Genomic DNA, 15827 nt, shown 5'->3' on the forward strand with positions numbered 1-15827 from the left:
CACCGGGCCCGACTAGGCGCCGATCACGGAATGCAGAGCAGCTCCGAGGGCGCTGATGACGCCGGGTACGTAGCCCGTGACCTGCGTCGGGATGTTGACGATGACGCCGTCGACGCCGACGTCGAAAACCTTGGCCTTCAACTGTTCGGCGACGCTCTCGGCGCTGCCGGCGACCATGTTCTGGCGGTTGGCCTCGGGGATGAGGTCGGGGGTCGCCCGGTCGTCGACGAGCACGGTGAGCAGCATGCTGGTTTCCAGCGTGGCCGGGTCGCGGTCGATCTTCTCGCACGACTCGCGGACGACGCCCAGCTTGTGCGGTAGCTCGTCGAAGCCGCCGATGATGTTCAGGTGGTCGAAGTGCCGTGCGGCCAGCGGAATGGTCTTCTTCTCGCCACGGCCGCCGATCAGCAGCGGGATGTGGTCGCGGAAGCGCGGCTCGGCCATCGCCTCACGCGTCCGGTAGTACTTGCCCTCGACGGTGGGCCGTTCCCCGGCGAGCATGGGCAGGATGATCTCGAGCGCCTCGTCCAGCTTGTTGAACCGGTCGGTGAACGTCCCGAACTCATAGCCCAGTGAATCGTGCTCGAGTTCGAACCAGCCGGTGCCGATGCCCAGGACGGCGCGGCCCTGACTGATGACGTCGAGCGTGGTGATGGCCTTGGCCAGCAATGTCGGGTTGCGGTAGGTGTTGCCCGTGACCAGCGTGCCGAGCTGCACCTGCTCGGTGGCCACGGCGAGCCCGCCGAGTGCGGTGTAGGCCTCCAGCATGGGCTGGTCGGGAGTACCCAGCCCGGGCAGCTGATAGAAGTGGTCCATCACGAAGACCGAGTCGAAGCCCGCGGCCTCGGCTTCCTGGGCCTGGGCGATGACGGTCGGGAACAGCTCACCGACACCGGTGCCGTAGGAGAAATTGGGGATCTGAAGTCCGAGTCGAATCGTCACGATTCGACCCTAATCACCAACGGTGCTGTGGCGTCACCCATTTCGCCGGGCGCGAAGCCCGGACGAAACGGGAATAAAACCCGGCCGGGCCGGATCAGGCGAAGGTCGCGAGCGCGCCTGCGCTCACGTGCAGCGTCTCGCCGGTGATGTGGCGGGCGGCGGGCGTGGTCAGGAAGAGCGCGAGCTTGGTCAGCTCGGAACCGACGGTCGCGCCGCTGGTCTCGACGCCGTCGTAGCCCGCTTCGCTGCCACGGCCGGCGGCGACCACGTTGATGGTGATGCCGCGGATGCCGAAGTGCTCGGCCTGCCCGGCGGTCCAGTTCGACACGGCGGCCTTGATCGCGGCGTCGGCGGTGCCGTCCTTGGGGCACTCCGGCACGACGGTCACGATCGCGCCGCCCGAACGCATCTGGTCGCCGAGGATCTGGACGGTCAGTACCGCCGACAGCAGCGAGGAGTCGAGGGTGTTGCGCCACACGGCGGCGCGCTCGGCCAGCGTGTAGGTGCGCGGGTCGCCCGCGGACCAGACCGGAGCCGGCACGTTCACTATGGTGTCGAGGTGCTGCGGCAGCTTGTCGCGCATCGCCTCGAGCGTGGCGCCGTCGGTGTTGTCCAGCACGATCGACTCGACTTCGAGTTCCTTGGCGGCCACTTCGAGCTCGTCGCGGCGGGCGCCGGCGATGACGACGTTGTGCCCGGCGTCACGGAATCCTTCGGCGATGACGCGGCCGAGGTCGGTGTCGCCTCCGGTGACCAGAACGTCCATGAGCAGGGCCTCCTCGTGTGCAACGCTGAACGCGGTTGCGGCCATGTTACTGGACAGTAGCTAGCGCGCGAAACTCGCCACGCGGAGGAATGAGCCCTAGGGTTTGGCGAATGTGGCTCATGCGCAATTTGTTGCGTGTTCTGGCGGTATTGGTCCTGCTCGGAACCGTGACCGCGCTCTCAGCGTGTGATTCTGGCTCCAAAAAGGCCGGCCCTGTGGTCAACGTCTACGCGGCCGCGTCCCTCAAGCAGGCGTTCACCGCGCTCGCCGACCGCTACGAGAAGGACAACCCGGGCGCGGACGTGCAGTTCAACTTCGCGGGCTCGTCATCGTTGGTGGAACAGTTGACGCAGGGGGCCAAGGCCGACGTGTTCGCCTCGGCCGACGCCAACAACATGACCAAGGCGGCCAAGGCCGGGTTGCTCGCGGGCACCCCGGTGAACTTCGCATCCAACACGCTGGTCATCGTGACCCCGCCGGGTAATCCCAAGCAGGTCAACAACTTCGGTGACCTGGCCCGGCCCGGGCTGAACGTCGTGGTGTGTGCCCGTCAGGTGCCGTGCGGCACGGCGGCGCGGAAGGTGGAGAAGATCGCCGGCGTGGAACTCAAGCCCGTCAGCGAGGAGACGTCGGTGACCGACGTGCTGAACAAGGTCACCAGCGGCCAGGCCGACGCCGGCCTCGTCTATGAGACCGACGCCAGATCGGCAGGTGACAAGGTGTCCAAGGTCGACATCCCGCAGGCGGCGTCGGCGGTGAACATCTACCCGATCGGGGTGCTGAAGTCATCGGCCGACGCGGCGGCCGCCCAGCGGTTCGTCGACCTGGTCACGAGTGACACGGGCCGCCAGACCCTGGCGCAGTTCGGGTTCGCGAAGCCTTGAACCCTGGGCTGCCGCGCTGGATCTACGTCCCCGCGGCACTGGGTGCGTGGTTCGTCGTCCTGCCGCTGATCGCGGTCGCGGCGAAGGTCGACTGGTCACGGTTCCTTGAGCTGATCAGCAGCGAGTCGTCGGTGATCGCGCTGGTCCTGAGCCTCAAGACCGCAGCCGCCAGCACCGTGCTGTGTGTGTTGCTGGGGGTGCCGATGGCACTGGTCCTGGCGCGCAGCGGGTCGCGCGTGGTGCGCTGGACCCGCCCGCTGATCCTGCTGCCGCTGGTGTTGCCGCCCGTCGTCGGCGGTATTGCGCTGCTGTACGCCTTCGGCCGCCTCGGGCTGATCGGCAGGTACCTCGACGCCGCGGGGGTGCACATCGCCTTCTCGACGACGGCGGTCGTGCTGGCGCAGACGTTCGTCTCACTGCCGTTTCTGGTGATCGCCCTGGAAGGGGCGGCCCGGACGGCCGGGTCGCAGTACGAGGCGGTCGCGGCGACGCTGGGCGCCCGCCCGACCACGGTGTGGCGCCGGGTCACGCTGCCGATGCTGGCGCCCGGCCTGGTGTCGGGTGCGGTGCTGGCCTTTGCGCGGTCGCTGGGGGAGTTCGGCGCCACGCTGACGTTCGCCGGCTCCCGTCAGGGCGTGACGCGCACGCTGCCGCTGGAGATCTATCTGCAGCGCGAGGCCGATGCCGACGCGGCCGTGGCGTTGTCGCTGGTGCTGGTCGTGGTCGCGGCCGTCGTGGTGCTGGCGATGGGTGGCGCCCGGTTCAGTCACGGGCCTTTCGAGGCGGAGGGCCGGCAGTGACGGGCGGTCTCGCGGTACGCGCGATCATCGAGGCTCGCGGCATCGACGTGGAGTTCGACGTCGCCGCAGGCGAGGTGCTGGCCGTCGTCGGACCCAACGGCGCGGGAAAGTCCAGTGTGCTGCACGTGATCGCCGGTCTGCTGCGGCCCGACGCGGGCACCGTGAGGGTGGGCGAGCGCCTGCTGACCGACGCGGCATCGGGCGTGCACGTCGCGGTGCACAACCGGCGGGTCGGCCTGCTGCTGCAGGACCCGGCGCTGTTTCCGCACCTGACGGTCGCCGGCAACGTGGCCTTCGGGCCACAGGCCCGCCATCTCCACCGCCGGGGCGCACACACCGAGGCGCGGCGGACGGCCGGACGCTGGCTGGGTGAGGTCGGTGCCGCCGAACTGGCCGATCGCCGGCCGGGCCAGTTGTCGGGTGGTCAGGCGCAGCGCGTCGCACTGGCCCGAGCGCTTGCCGCCGAACCTGACGTGCTGCTGCTCGACGAACCGCTCTCCGGTCTGGACGTCACGGCCGCCTCGGCGATGCGCCGCCTGCTGCGTGGCGTCCTGGGGACGGGCGGGCGCAGTTCGGTGCTGGTGAGTCACGATCTTCTCGACGTCGTCACGTTGGCGGATCGGATCGTGGTCATCGAGGGCGGCCGCATCGACGAATCGGGCGCCGTCGCCGACGTGCTGACCGCGCCGCGGACGGCGTTCGGGGCGCGGTTCGCGGGCGTGAATCTGGTCAGTGGGCGCGCCGGTGACGACGGCGGTTCGGTGCTGGCCGCGGGGCAGACGTGGCGCGGAGTGTGGGGGCCTGCCGTGACGCCGGGCGGTCCGGCGATCGCGGTGTTCGCTCCGGCGGCGGTGTCGGTGTCCAGGGAACCGCCCGCGGACGACGTGAACGTCGTCGCGGTGGTGGTGGCGGAACTGGATCACCGTGGCCTGGTCATCCGCGTGCGCGCCGAGGCGCCGGACGACGGCGGTGGCGCGCTCGCGGCCGACATCAGCGCGGAGGTGGCCGCTGGTCTACGGCTGATTCCGGGGGAACAGGTGTACTTCGGCGTCGATCCGCGGGACGTGGCGATTCGGCCCGCCTGACGGCACGCCCGGAGCGTCCCGGGCCACGGCGGGGCACTGCGGCGCCTCAGCAACCGAGCGATATTGCCGTGGTCTGTCCGGATACCGGAAGCGAGCTAACCAACTCGCGAGGGAATTAGCCGCAACTCGCACTTGCGTCACGCCGGTAACACTGTATTTTCGTCCCCATGCGACACCCGGATGCGCGGACAAGTGCCCGCAAACGCCTTCCGAAATCACTGACTGCTGCTGTGGCAGGTGCGGCGGCCGCGGCGATCGCGCTGCCGAGCGCGATCTCGTATGCCGACCCGGTGCCGCCAGCTCCTGCGCCCGCCCCGGCACCCGCCCCGGCCGGCGAACCGGCGCCTGCTGCGCCCCCGGCGGTCGACGCGCCGCCGCCCGCAGTGGACCCGGCCGCACCGCCGGCCGACCCCAATGCACCGCCGCCACCTCCCGCGGCTCCCGGCGCACCGGCCGCACCGCCGGCCCCGGGCACCGCTGCGGGTGCGGCTCCGGCTGCCGCCCCAGCGCCGCCGGCTGAGCCCGGCCGGGTCAACAACGACGCCGGTGGCTTCAGTTACGTTGTGCCGCAAGGCTGGAAGATCGCCGACGCCACGCAGCTGTCCTACGGTCAGGCGCTGCTGACCAAGGCCCCGGCCGCGGGTTCGGAGCAGGCCCCGAGTGACACCAGCGTGCTGCTGGGCCGTCTGGACCTGAAGCTGTTCGCCGGCGCCGAGTCGGACAACGGCAAGGCCGCCAACCGGTTGGCCTCGGACATGGGCGAGTTCTTCATGCCCTTCCCCGGCACCCGTGTCGGCCAGGAAACCACGGCGCTGACTGCCGGCGGACTGCCGGGCGCGGCATCGTTCTACGAGGTCAAGTTCACCGACACCGGTAAGCCCAACGGCCAGATCTGGGCGGGCGTCGTCGGCAACCCGCCGCCGGACGCCACCATCCGCAGCCAGCGCAACCCGCAGCGGTGGTTCGTCGTGTGGCTGGGTTCGGGCAACCACCCGGTCGACAAGGCCGCCGCCGTGACGCTGGCGCAGTCGATCCGCCCGTGGAACCCGCCGCCTCCGCCGCCGGTCGACCCGAACGCGCCGCCCAAGCCCGCCGATCCGGCCCACCCGATGGTCGGCGTGCCGGTGCCGGTGACGAACGCGCCGCCGGAGATGGCGCCGCCGTCCTGACTGTAACGCTTGAGAGGGCCGTACCTGATTGGTGCGGCCCTCTCACTGCATTGGGCGTCACCCACGTAAGCGGACCTGGAGCAATCAGGTCGGCATCGGATTGGTTATCAAGTTTGTGCACTATCAGGTGTGCATCCGTTACCTTCAGCCGCTAAGCCAGACGTACTCGATTTTTCAAGTTGTTAGCCCGACTATCGGCAGGAGTCCACCATGGAGATGGCATCGATTCACCAATTTCTCGCCTTGGAACCGCCATTTGCAGTCAGTTGGGTGTCGTACATCATTATTGGTGGTATTGCCGGTTGGTTGGCCGGAAAGCTTGTCAAGGGCGAAGGTCAAGGAATTGTCATGAACATCGTTATCGGTGTTATTGGCGGTGTTATTGGCGGATTCGTGTTGAATTGGTTCGGGTTCAATGTCGAGGCCGGGCGAAGGTGGTTCACCTTCTTTACCTCTTTGCTCGGCGCGATGATTCTGCTATGGATCGTTCGTCTTGTTCGGAAGCTAGTCGGCTAGTAGAACTCACAACAGAAGTTAACGCTCCTCAATTGCGTGCGGCGTTCCGATGGTTGTCGTCCATGGTCACGCGATTTGCAACGCCGCGACGGCGGACTCGAATTAGTCCGTTCGTACGACATGCGTCACAGATGAGCGGTGATATCGTGTGGCGTGCCTGAAAGAGAAGTAGACTCCCAGTAGGGTGATGTGGTTTTGTGCAAATTTTCCTAGTTGATAGGTGTTCTGATTCGTGATCGGACTGATCGGTTGTCTGCTCGTTGGAGTCGTGGTCGGAACTATTGCGGCGCTGAGGGTTGCAAAGACCGGGAAACCTATCGTGAAATTGATTCTAGCGATTGTAGGTGCATTTGTTGGGCCGATATTGTTGTCGCCTCTCGCGCCACCTCACCGTTTTGATCTTAATCCTCCTTTGGTATGGGCTATTGTCCCTGCGCTAATTGCTGCAATTGTTCTTGTTTCTATCCCTACTGGAGCGAAATCGAGGCAGCGAAATAGCGGTCAGGCTGTGATTGGCTATACGGATAAAGGTGAACCCATTTACCGAGTCGTCGGCTACACAGCTGATGGCAAACCGGTCACTGCGGATCGAGTGTCAGGGCCAGTTGCACCAGGTATAGATCCTCAAACAAACGGTTTGGCGATTGCTGCATTGATACTTGGCCTTACGGTCGCGCCGCTCGCAATTCCTTTTGGGCATATCGCGCGGTCACAGATCCGAGCATCGGGTGAACGAGGTGATGGGCTAGCCTTGGCCGGTCTGGTGCTGGGATACTTGAGCATCGCTAGTATCGGAATTTTGCTCGTATTTTTTGCTTCTGCGTACTGATTCCGCATCGGGGCAGAGGCGCAAAATAAAGCGCATCAAGTGCCGAGGTGCCAGACAAGTGCCGCGGCGAGCGCGCCCATGCCGTTCAGCGACCAGTGCAGGGCGATCGGGGCAAGCAGGCTGCCGGACCGGCGTCGTAACCAGGTGAAGACGAATCCGGCGGCTGCTGTGGCGACCACCGCCATGGCCACTCCGGCGACCATGCCGGCGACCCCGCCGCCCAGGACCCGCGTGAATCCGACGTTGCTACTGGTCAGGCCAAGTGAGGTGGCGATGTGCCAGAGTCCGAACAGCAGCGAGCCGGCGGCGGCGACGCCACGAAATCCCCAGGCCCGGTCGAGGGTGCCGTGCAGTACCCCGCGGAAGGCGAGCTCCTCGGGGATGACGGTCTGCAGGGGGATGACGATCATCGAGGCCAGCAGGGCGCCGGAGAGAGTGGCGTAGTGGTTGTTGAGGAACATCGGGCGGGTCCACGGCAGCAGGACTCCGACGGCGATCACCGATCCAACCAAGAGGATTGCGCAGAGCGCGTAGCGCATGCCGGTCCGCCAGTGTGCGCGCCCGAGCCCGAGTTCGGTCCAGCCCAGGCCGCGTTTGCGCACCAGGGCCACCAGGGCCAGCGCCGCGACCGGCACCACGACGATGTTCGCCCAGGGCGTCGTGAAGTGGGCCAGCAGATTGGTGGCAACCAGGACGGCCACGACCACGGCCACATCGATGTAGACGCGCGGGTGCCGAACGGCTGGTGAGCCGTTCGGTAGGCACTGTGCAGCGGCGGCTGCCGAGGCGTCGTTCATCTGGGCCGAGTGTACCGACCGGTGCCAAAGGGCCAGGTCACGCCGCATCGCGGAGACCCACTAACGTGGGCGTTGTGGAGCCGCTCACACGCTTCATCGCCACTGCTGAAGGAGCACTCGGATGTCCGTGATCAACGACGGCGCAAGGATTTTCGTCGGCGGGCAGTTCCGTTCCGCCGCGGCCTCGACGCCCGTGCTGGAAGCCGCCACCGGAACGCTGCTGGGAGCCGGCGCCGCGGCAGGCCCGGACGAGGTCGACGCCGCGGTCGCTGCCGCCGGCGCGGCCCTGCCGGGCTGGAGCGCCATGCCCGCGGCCGAGCGCGCCGGGGTCCTGAACCGGTTGGCGGACGAGTTGCTGGCCCGGTCGGCGTCGACCAACGAACTGTGCACACGCGAGAACGGCATGCCGATCCGGCTGTCCCGTGGTGCGAACGGCAGGTTCCCGGCCGCGCTATTGCAGTACTACGCGGATCTGATCACCCGGACGCCGGCCGAGGAGATCCGCCCGGCGGCCATCGGGCACACCATCGTGCGCCGCGAGCCGCTCGGGGTGGTCGGGGCCATCGTGCCGTGGAACTATCCGCAGGCGCTGGCTGCGTTCAAGCTGGCACCCGCGTTGGCGGCCGGCTGCACCATGGTGCTCAAGGCGTCACCGGAAACCGCGCTGGATGCCTTGATCTTCGCCGAGGCGGCGACGGCGGCGGGGCTGCCCGCGGGCGTACTCAACGTCATCGCGGGCGGGCCGGACACGGGAGCGCGGTTGGTGTCGCACCCGGGCGTCGACAAGGTGTCGTTCACCGGATCGACCGCCGTCGGGCGCCAGATCGCGGAGGCGTGCGGGCGGCTCCTGCGACCGGTCACGCTGGAACTGGGTGGCAAGTCGGCGGCCGTCATTCTCGAGGACGCCGACCTGGATGCCACGATCAACGGCCTCAAGTCGGCGGCGTTCGTCAACAACGGCCAGACGTGCCACCTGAACTCGCGGATTCTGGTACCGCGGTCCCGGTATGACGAGATGGTCGACGCGCTGGCGGCGCTGGCGTCCGGGCTGAATGTCGGTGACCCGCTGGAAAAATCGACGGACGTCGGCCCGCTCGTCAGTGCCCGGCAACGGGACCGAGTGCTCGGCTATATCGAGGCCGGCAAGGCCGACGGCGCCAAACTCGTTGCCGGCGGCGGCATTCCGGCGGATCAGCCCGTCGGCTGGTTCGTCTCGCCCACGGTGTTCGCCGATGTCGACAACGCCTCCCGCATCGCGCAGGAGGAGATCTTCGGCCCGGTGCTCGCCGTGATCCCGTACGAAACCGAGCAGCAGGCCGTCACCTTGGCCAACGACAGCGAGTATGGCCTGGGCGGCACCGTCTGGTCGGCCGATGCCGAACATGCCACCGACATCGCCCGCGCCATCCGCAGTGGCACTGTCGGTGTCAATGACTATCAAATGGACATCGCGGCACCGTTCGGCGGCGTCAAGGCCAGCGGGTTGGGCCGCGAACTCGGGCCCGAGGGGCTCGCCGCCTACCAGAGCATCAAATCGATCTACCGCGTCGGACCCGCTTCCGGAGAGGACTCACTCTGTGCCCCTTGATCCCAGAACCCCGGTGCTCGTCGGCTACGGCCAGGTGAACCAGTACGACAAGAATCCGGGTAGTGAACCGGTCGATCTGATGGAGGCGGCGGCGCGGGAGGCGGCGGGCGCGCGTGTTCTCGGGGCGGTCGACGCGGTCCGGATCGTCAATGTGTTCTCGCTGCGCTATCGCGATCCGGGTCTGTTGCTGGCGCAGCGCATCGGTGCGCCTGATGCCGTCACGCGGTACACGCCGGTCGGTGGCAATGTGCCGCAGTCGTTGGTGAATCAGGCGTCTCTGGATATTCAGCGGGGCCGTAACGACGTGGTGTTGATCGCCGGTGGTGAAACCTGGCGGACCCGAACCCGTCTGAAGGGCCGCGGTGAGCGGCTGGCCGGCACCGAGCAGGACGAGTCGGTACCGATGGCGCTCAGCGACCCGGACGTGGACATGGTGGGGCCGGCCGAGCTGCGCATCGGGTTGGTGGCGCCGTCGCATGTGTATCCGATGTTCGAGCAGGCGCTGCGGATCGCGGCAGGGGAGACGCTGGAGGAGCACCGCCGCCGGATCGGTGAGCTGTGGGCGCGGTTCAGTGCCGTGGCAGCGGGTAATCCGCACGCCTGGAGCCGCGATGCAGTGTCGGCGGAGCAGATTTGGCGGCCCGGTCCGGACAACCGGATGATCAGCTGGCCGTACACCAAGCTGATGAACTCCAACAACATGGTCGACCAGGGCGCCGCTCTGATTCTGACCTCGGTGGGCAAGGCAGAACAACTGCAAATCCCCAGGGACCGTTGGGTTTTCCCGTACGCGGGCACGGATGCTCATGATCCGTACGTGTTGGGTGAGCGCGCCAGCTTCGCGGGGTCGCCGTCCATCCGGATCGCGGGCCGCCGGGTGCTGGAGCTGACGGGCCTGGGTATGGATGACATCGACGCGGTCGACGTGTACTCGTGCTTCCCGTCGGCGGTGCAGGTCGCGGCCCGCGAATTGGGACTGCCGCTCGACGACCCCAAGCGGCCACTGACCGTCACCGGTGGTCTGACCTTCGCCGGTGGTCCGTGGAACAACTATGTCTCGCATTCGATCGCGACCATGGCCGAGCGGCTGGCCGCCAATCCGGGTCAGGTCGGGCTCATCACCGCCAACGGCGGCTACCTGACCAAGCACAGCTTCGGGGTCTACAGCGCGCAGCCGCCGGCGCATGAGTTCCGTTGGGAGGACGTGCAATCCGAGGTCGACGCCGAGCCGACGGTGACGGCCGAGGACGGCTGGTCGGGTACCGGCACGGTCGAGGCGTGGACGACGCCGGTGACCCGCGAGGGCGCGGCCGAGAAGGTCTTCGTCGCGGTCCGCACGCCCAGTGGTAGCCGGGCGCTGGCGGTCATCACCGATGCGTCACAGGCCGAGGCCAGCACCCGCGAGGACCTCGCCGGCGCCAAAGTCACCGTTACGCCGGACGGCACCGCCGGGCTGGAGTAACCGGGTCAGGCCGCCAGATCCGACAGTTTCACCGACGGATCGGCGAGCGCCCCGACATCGACCGGGCGCTGGGACCTGATGATCTTCTTGATGTCGTCAAGGCCTTCCCAGATGTTGACGTTCATGCCGGCCAGTACGCGGTGTCCGCCGTCGAGCCAGAACATGGTGAACTCGCGCGTGCCGAGGTCACCGCGGGTGACCGACGCCTGGTACTGCGGGGCGTAGCCGACGTACTCCATGCCGAGGTCGTACTGGTCGGTGAAGAAGTACGGCAGTTCGTCGTAACTGCCTGAGTTACCGAGCATTCCGTCCACGGCGACGGCGGGCTGCTTGAGGGCGTTGGCCCAGTGCTCGGTGCGGATCGGGACACCGAACAACGGGTGTTCGGCGGCCGCGATGTCACCGACGGCGTAGATGTCGGAATCGCTGGTGACCAATGATTCGTCGACGGCGAGGCCGCCGTCGGCAATCACGAGACCCGAGCGCTCGGCGAATCCGACGTTCGGCATGGCGCCCACGGCGACGAGCACCGCGTCCGCAGTGATGGTCGTCCCGTCGCCGAGTCGCAGGCCTGTCGCCTTGCCATCTGCAGTGGTGATCTCGTCGACCGTCGTCCCTAGTCGCAGATCTACGCCGTTGTCGCGGTGCAGGCCGGCAAACACCTCGCCGGCCTCCCGCCCGAGTGAGGACAGCAGCGGTAGCGCAGCGGATTCCACGACGGTGACATCAGTGCCCAGCCCGCGGGCACTGGCGGCGACCTCGAGCCCGATCCACCCGGCTCCGATGATCGCCAGGCGCCGTCCGTCCGTCAGTTGCTCCAACAGTGCAGTGGCGTCGTCGACAGTGCGCAGGAAGTAGACGCCATGCGCGTCCGCGCCGGGGATCGGGGGTTTCCGGGCGCGAGATCCGGTGGCCAGCAGTAATTTGTCGTAATGCTCGTGGTCACCGTCGTTGAAGGCCACCATGTGTGCGGTGCGGTCGAGCGTCGTCACCTCGGTACCTAACCTCGATGTTTCACGATTTGGTCGGTGACACGGGCTGTTAATGCACGGAAGTGCCTGTCCTGCTTGGGAAACTTGGGATTGCGACGTCCAAAGTAACTCCGAGCGGAAAGGCACTCCGTAGGTGAAGCGTAGCCCAGGTGGTGCTGTGGTGGTTGATGCCACTCGCGAACAGTTGGTCTCCTCAGCCGGTGGTGTTCTGCTGCGGCAGACGGTGCGCTGTTCGGGACTGGATAAGGCCATGTCAGCGGCGTTGGCGCCGTGGCGGGCGCCGCGGTCGACCCACGATCCGGCCAAGGTTCTGATTGATCTGGCGACCGCGGTCGCGTTGGGCGGTGACTGCGCCGCCGACATCGCCGTGGCGCGGGCCCAGCCGCAGGTGTTCGGTCACGTGGCCTCCGATGCCACCGTGTCCCGATTGATCACCACCCTCGGTGGCGACGTCGATGCGGTGATCGCAGCGATCGGCACCGCGCGGGCCGCCGCCCGTGCTCGGGTCTGGGCCCGTCGACGGCCTGTTGGTGGCGCGGTGGGCGATCAGGTGATCATCGATCTGGATGCCACTTTGGTTACCGCCCACAGCGACAAACAGGGGGCCACCCCGACGTTCAAGTACGGGTATGGATTTCACCCGATGCTCGCGTTCGTCGATCACGGCGACGCCGGATCTGGAGAAGCCCTCGCCGGGCTGCTGCGCCCGGGCTGCGCCGGCTCCAACAGCGCAGCTGACCACATCACCGTGCTCGATGCCGCGCTGGCCCAGTTGCCCGAACACGAACGACCGAACGTGGTGGTGCGCACCGATACCGGTGGCGGGGTCAAAGATTTCCTGCACCACATCACGGCGTTGGGATTGCAGTACAGCATCGGGTTCTACGGCATGCCCCCGATCGTGGAAGCCCTCTCGAAGGTGCCACGGCAGGCATGGCGCGCAGCCCTCGATGGCGATGGCGCACCGCGCGAGGGCGCCCAGGTCGCCGAGCTGACCCGCTACCTACCGACCACGCTGCGGGGCTGGCCGCCCGGGATGCGGGTCATCGCTCGCCGTGAACGTCCCCACCCCGGTGCCCAGCTGCGCCTCACTGACGACAACGGGTGGCGCATCACCTGCTTTGCCACCAACACCGTCGGTTGGTCGATCGCGGATCTGGAGGTGCGCCACCGCCAACGCGCCCGGGCAGAGGATCGCATCCGCAACCTCAAAGACACCGGGCTGACCAATCTGCCCTTTCACGGGTTCGCTCAGAATCAGATCTGGCTGGAGATCACCCTGCTGGCCGCTGACCTGTTGGTCTGGACTCAAGTGTTGGCATTCGCCGGGCAACCCGCCAGACGTTGGGAACCTAAACGACTACGCCTGCGCCTGCTGGCCGTGGCCGGACGCATCATCACCTCAGGCCGACGCCGCTACCTACGCCTACCCCACGGATGGCCATGGAGTGACCTCATCGAAACTGGCTGGCACGCACTACAGACCACCTGACCACCCGCCCACATCCCGACAACCAAGGACCAGGAGCGCCGGCGATAAGCAACGCCGGAACCCCCTGCCGCCCAACGACTTATCCACCAACCAACGAGCAGCCCTCGGCCCCGACACCACCCACATGAAAGATCGAGGCTAACCGCAGGTCGACTTCGTGCTCGGCGTACCAGCTCTTGGGCTGCACCGTGAATTCCTCGATGGTCTTCTTGCCCGCCATGAAATCCTTGGACAGCGGCGGTCGTTCGTACGGCAACCGGTTCTCGGCGCCGAACAGCACCACCTGACCACCAAAATTCTTGTCGCGCAGGGCTTCCGCGGCTTTGGCGCCCGCCAGTCCGCCGCCGATGATCACGAATGTAGGTGAGCCGGCCATGTCGAGTAATCCCTTCGGTAATCGAAATGTGGACGTGTGCTGCTTGCGAAGCTAGGTTGCGACACGCCTGCGCAGACCATCGTCGAGCGATGCCCGGACAAGGGCCGCGGCCAGCCTGGCGTTGTGCTTCGGGGCCAGACCACCGAGCTGGTGAGCGTCCGCCGGTAAGCCGAGCGCCTTGGCGGCGCCGAGCGCGCGCTCGTCGAAATACGGTTGGGCCCAGGTCCAGACGTCCTGGATCTCGCGAAGGAAGATGTCGGCGCCCGTCTGGCCGATACCGTCGAATTCCTGTAACGCCTTGTGGGCGGCTGTCACGTCGTGGTGGGCGCGGACCCGCAGGTTGCGGAGGTCACCGCCGTACTCGTCGTTGACCCGCGTTGCGATTCGTCTCATGCGGGTCGCAGAGCTTTCGTCGTACCGGGCGTACCCGGCGCGTCCGAAGGCCGCGATCATGGTGCGGCGATCAGCTTTGAGAACCGCTGACGGGGTGCGCAGCCCGGCCCGGAACAACTCGCGGGCGGCGGAGACTGCCGTCGTTGCGGCAATGGGTTTGCTGGCGAGCATGCAGAGCGACAGCAGTTTAAAAAGCGGCATCGGCTTGTCGCGCAGTGTGATCCCGGCGTCGTTGGCATACGTGGTACCGGCTGCGTCGAGCAACCGCGCGACGACCTGTCGATCCCGTGCCATATCCCACGCATACCCCGCCTGTCGGCGTGCAAACGCCTACTTGGGTGGCAGCGTGCCCGCGTACCCGACGCCCCGGTCGACCCAGGTCTGCAGCTGCCGCTTGGTTTTCAGGCCGTCGGGTGCCACCCGCAGCCAGCCGCGCATCTCGCGCCCGCCCATCACCATCAGCCCGACGTGCCGGCTCTGCAGCAACTTGTCGGTGTCGTCCGGCGCAACCCGGACCAGTAGGCCGCCGTCGTGGCTGGCCGCCACCGACATGTTGCCGTTCACCAGGAAGGCCAGCCCGCCGAACATGCGTTTTTCCTCGATGCCGCCGACCGGGCCCACCAGCTCACGGATCCGGTTGGCCAGATCTTCGTCATAGGCCATAGCGAACACGTTAGATTCCTCAGGTGCTGATCGCGGCGTTACGGGACCTGCAGTGGCGGCGCCGCCGATTTCTCATCGCGGTCGTCGGCACTTCCTTCGTGTTCGCGATGACGCTGGTGCTCACCGGACTGGCCAACGGATTCCGTGTGGAGGCCAGCAATACCGTCAACTCGCTGGGCATCGACTACTTCATGATCCAGAACGGGGCGGCCGGGCCGTTCCTGGGCTCGTCGCCGTTCGCGCAGACCGAAGTCGAACGCGCACAGCGGCTTCCGGGCGTGCAGGCGGCCGCTGCGGTCGTGTACGCGGGGACCACCGCCCTCGACAACGGGACGCCGCGCACCATGAATCTGTTCGGCGCACCGACGGGCGGGCCGGGCATGCCGGCGATGTCGCAGGGCCGCCCGCCCGCCACGCCCGACGAGATCGCGGTGTCGTCGACGCTGGGCCGCAAGATCGGCGACCAGATGCACATCGCCTCCCACAACCTGCAGGTCGTGGGGATCGTGAACAACTCCACGGTGCTGGCGCAGCAGCCCAATCTGTTCCTGACGACGGTGGGGGCGCAGCGCCTGGTGTACGGCGGGCAGCCCGTCATCGCGTCGGTGGGCATCCGGGGCAACCCGGCCAAGGCACTCGATGGCTACCGGCTGGTGGACCGGCACGGCGCCATCGACGACATGATGCGGCCGTTGAAGGTCGCGGTGGACGCCATCAGCATCATGGCCGTCCTGCTGTGGGTGGTGGCCGCGACGATCATCGGCATGTTCATCTACATGTCCGCGATGGAACGCACCCGCGACTTCGCGGTGTTCAAAGCCGTTGGGGTGAAGACGAAGTCGATGATGGCCGGGCTGGCGATGCAGGCCGTGTTCATCGCCGTGTGCTCCGCGGCGATCGGCGTGCTGTTGGCGATGGTGCTCGGGCCGATGTTCCCGATGCGCGTCGACGTCCCGGCGGGCGCGTACCTGTTATTGCCGGTCGTGGCGATCACCATCGGGCTGATCGCGAGCCTGGCGGGCATGCGGAGAGCGGTGACGATAGATCCGGCGATGGCATTCGGGGGGCCATAG

At 67.1% G+C, this 15827-nt stretch carries 16 protein-coding genes and 1 pseudogene; 10 read left to right on the top strand and 7 right to left on the bottom strand.

Going from position 1 to position 15827, the window contains the following annotated elements; translation table 11 throughout:
* Positions 1-12 precede the first annotated feature (12 nt).
* Positions 13-942: an LLM class F420-dependent oxidoreductase gene (locus G6N46_RS02775; protein ID WP_138249406.1), complete on the bottom strand. Its 930-nt coding sequence runs from the start codon at positions 940-942 to the stop codon at positions 13-15.
* 94 nt (positions 943-1036) lie between these two features.
* The gene (locus G6N46_RS02780) at positions 1037-1708 is read right to left on the bottom strand and encodes an SDR family oxidoreductase (protein WP_138249569.1); all 672 of its coding nucleotides are present in this window, start codon (positions 1706-1708) and stop codon (positions 1037-1039) included.
* Positions 1709-1818: 110 nt separating this feature from the next.
* Between G6N46_RS02780 and modA the strand changes: the two genes are divergently transcribed.
* From modA to G6N46_RS28520, 6 genes are all read left to right on the top strand, one after another.
* Entirely contained in the window at positions 1819-2592 is a 774-nt protein-coding gene (gene modA, locus G6N46_RS02785; protein WP_407665073.1) for a molybdate ABC transporter substrate-binding protein, read from the top strand.
* On the top strand, positions 2589-3392 hold the full coding sequence (locus G6N46_RS02790) for an ABC transporter permease (RefSeq protein ID WP_135355726.1): 804 nt from the start codon (positions 2589-2591) through the stop codon (positions 3390-3392). Before modA ends, G6N46_RS02790 begins: the two co-directional genes overlap by 4 nt.
* Complete coding sequence (locus G6N46_RS02795; protein WP_138249404.1) at positions 3389-4477, top strand: sulfate/molybdate ABC transporter ATP-binding protein; 1089 nt, start codon at positions 3389-3391, stop codon at positions 4475-4477. Before G6N46_RS02790 ends, G6N46_RS02795 begins: the two co-directional genes overlap by 4 nt.
* Positions 4478-4644: 167 nt before the next feature.
* Positions 4645-5646 (top strand): APA family fibronectin-binding glycoprotein, encoded by a 1002-nt coding sequence (locus tag G6N46_RS02800; RefSeq protein ID WP_163692562.1) that lies wholly within the window; start codon positions 4645-4647, stop codon positions 5644-5646.
* A 210-nt stretch (positions 5647-5856) separates the two neighbouring features.
* A complete protein-coding gene (locus G6N46_RS02805; RefSeq protein ID WP_138249401.1) occupies positions 5857-6162 on the top strand; it encodes a GlsB/YeaQ/YmgE family stress response membrane protein in 306 nt (101 codons plus the stop codon).
* Positions 6163-6394: 232 nt separating this feature from the next.
* Positions 6395-6991 carry a DUF4190 domain-containing protein gene (locus G6N46_RS28520; protein ID WP_234880671.1) on the top strand — a complete coding sequence of 199 codons (597 nt, stop codon included), beginning with the start codon at positions 6395-6397 and terminating at the stop codon, positions 6989-6991.
* 35 nt (positions 6992-7026) lie between these two features.
* On the opposite strand, the gene G6N46_RS02815 is transcribed toward G6N46_RS28520, so the two are convergent.
* Entirely contained in the window at positions 7027-7788 is a 762-nt protein-coding gene (locus G6N46_RS02815) for a CPBP family intramembrane glutamic endopeptidase (protein WP_138249400.1), read from the bottom strand.
* Positions 7789-7909: 121 nt separating this feature from the next.
* Between G6N46_RS02815 and G6N46_RS02820 the strand changes: the two genes are divergently transcribed.
* Together G6N46_RS02820 and G6N46_RS02825 are read left to right on the top strand one after the other, a co-directional pair.
* Positions 7910-9376 carry an aldehyde dehydrogenase gene (locus G6N46_RS02820; protein ID WP_138249399.1) on the top strand — a complete coding sequence of 489 codons (1467 nt, stop codon included), beginning with the start codon at positions 7910-7912 and terminating at the stop codon, positions 9374-9376.
* On the top strand, positions 9366-10838 hold the full coding sequence (locus tag G6N46_RS02825) for an acetyl-CoA acetyltransferase (RefSeq protein ID WP_138249398.1): 1473 nt from the start codon (positions 9366-9368) through the stop codon (positions 10836-10838). Before G6N46_RS02820 ends, G6N46_RS02825 begins: the two co-directional genes overlap by 11 nt.
* Positions 10839-10843: 5 nt before the next feature.
* Here G6N46_RS02825 and G6N46_RS02830 read toward each other — a convergent pair whose 3' ends face one another.
* Entirely contained in the window at positions 10844-12082 is a 1239-nt protein-coding gene (locus G6N46_RS02830) for an NAD(P)/FAD-dependent oxidoreductase (protein ID WP_268949783.1), read from the bottom strand.
* Between G6N46_RS02830 and G6N46_RS02835 the strand changes: the two genes are divergently transcribed.
* A complete protein-coding gene (locus G6N46_RS02835) occupies positions 11964-13322 on the top strand; it encodes an IS1380 family transposase (RefSeq protein WP_322790395.1) in 1359 nt (452 codons plus the stop codon). The two genes, G6N46_RS02830 and G6N46_RS02835, sit on opposite strands and share 119 nt — an antisense overlap.
* Before the next feature lie 139 nt (positions 13323-13461).
* Here the strand turns inward: G6N46_RS02835 and G6N46_RS02840 are convergent.
* The 3 genes and pseudogenes from G6N46_RS02840 to G6N46_RS02850 all read right to left on the bottom strand — a co-directional run.
* A pseudogene (locus tag G6N46_RS02840) lies at positions 13462-13698 on the bottom strand (FAD-dependent oxidoreductase); the annotation flags it as partial.
* A 51-nt stretch (positions 13699-13749) separates the two neighbouring features.
* A complete protein-coding gene (locus G6N46_RS02845) occupies positions 13750-14385 on the bottom strand; it encodes an HhH-GDP family DNA glycosylase (RefSeq protein WP_138249391.1) in 636 nt (211 codons plus the stop codon).
* 36 nt (positions 14386-14421) lie between these two features.
* Positions 14422-14754 carry a TfoX/Sxy family protein gene (locus G6N46_RS02850; RefSeq protein WP_138249390.1) on the bottom strand — a complete coding sequence of 111 codons (333 nt, stop codon included), beginning with the start codon at positions 14752-14754 and terminating at the stop codon, positions 14422-14424.
* Between the two features lie 23 nt (positions 14755-14777).
* Between G6N46_RS02850 and G6N46_RS02855 the strand changes: the two genes are divergently transcribed.
* Positions 14778-15827 (top strand): ABC transporter permease, encoded by a 1050-nt coding sequence (locus G6N46_RS02855; protein ID WP_138249389.1) that lies wholly within the window; start codon positions 14778-14780, stop codon positions 15825-15827.

It is taken from the genome of Mycolicibacterium phocaicum, from assembly GCF_010731115.1.
Taxonomy (GTDB): Bacteria; Actinomycetota; Actinomycetes; order Mycobacteriales; family Mycobacteriaceae; genus Mycobacterium; species Mycobacterium phocaicum.

Coding starts and splice junctions, on each gene's coding strand:
- G6N46_RS02830 (WP_268949783.1), bottom strand. CDS start 12,082: ATGGCCTTATCCAGTCCCGAACAGCGCACCGTCTGCCGCAGCAGAACA.
- G6N46_RS02820 (WP_138249399.1), top strand. CDS start 7,910: ATGTCCGTGATCAACGACGGCGCAAGGATTTTCGTCGGCGGGCAGTTC.
- G6N46_RS02845 (WP_138249391.1), bottom strand. CDS start 14,385: ATGGCACGGGATCGACAGGTCGTCGCGCGGTTGCTCGACGCAGCCGGT.
- G6N46_RS02805 (WP_138249401.1), top strand. CDS start 5,857: ATGGAGATGGCATCGATTCACCAATTTCTCGCCTTGGAACCGCCATTT.
- G6N46_RS02815 (WP_138249400.1), bottom strand. CDS start 7,788: ATGAACGACGCCTCGGCAGCCGCCGCTGCACAGTGCCTACCGAACGGC.
- G6N46_RS02780 (WP_138249569.1), bottom strand. CDS start 1,708: ATGGACGTTCTGGTCACCGGAGGCGACACCGACCTCGGCCGCGTCATC.
- modA (WP_407665073.1), top strand. CDS start 1,819: ATGTGGCTCATGCGCAATTTGTTGCGTGTTCTGGCGGTATTGGTCCTG.
- G6N46_RS02850 (WP_138249390.1), bottom strand. CDS start 14,754: ATGGCCTATGACGAAGATCTGGCCAACCGGATCCGTGAGCTGGTGGGC.
- G6N46_RS02800 (WP_163692562.1), top strand. CDS start 4,645: ATGCGACACCCGGATGCGCGGACAAGTGCCCGCAAACGCCTTCCGAAA.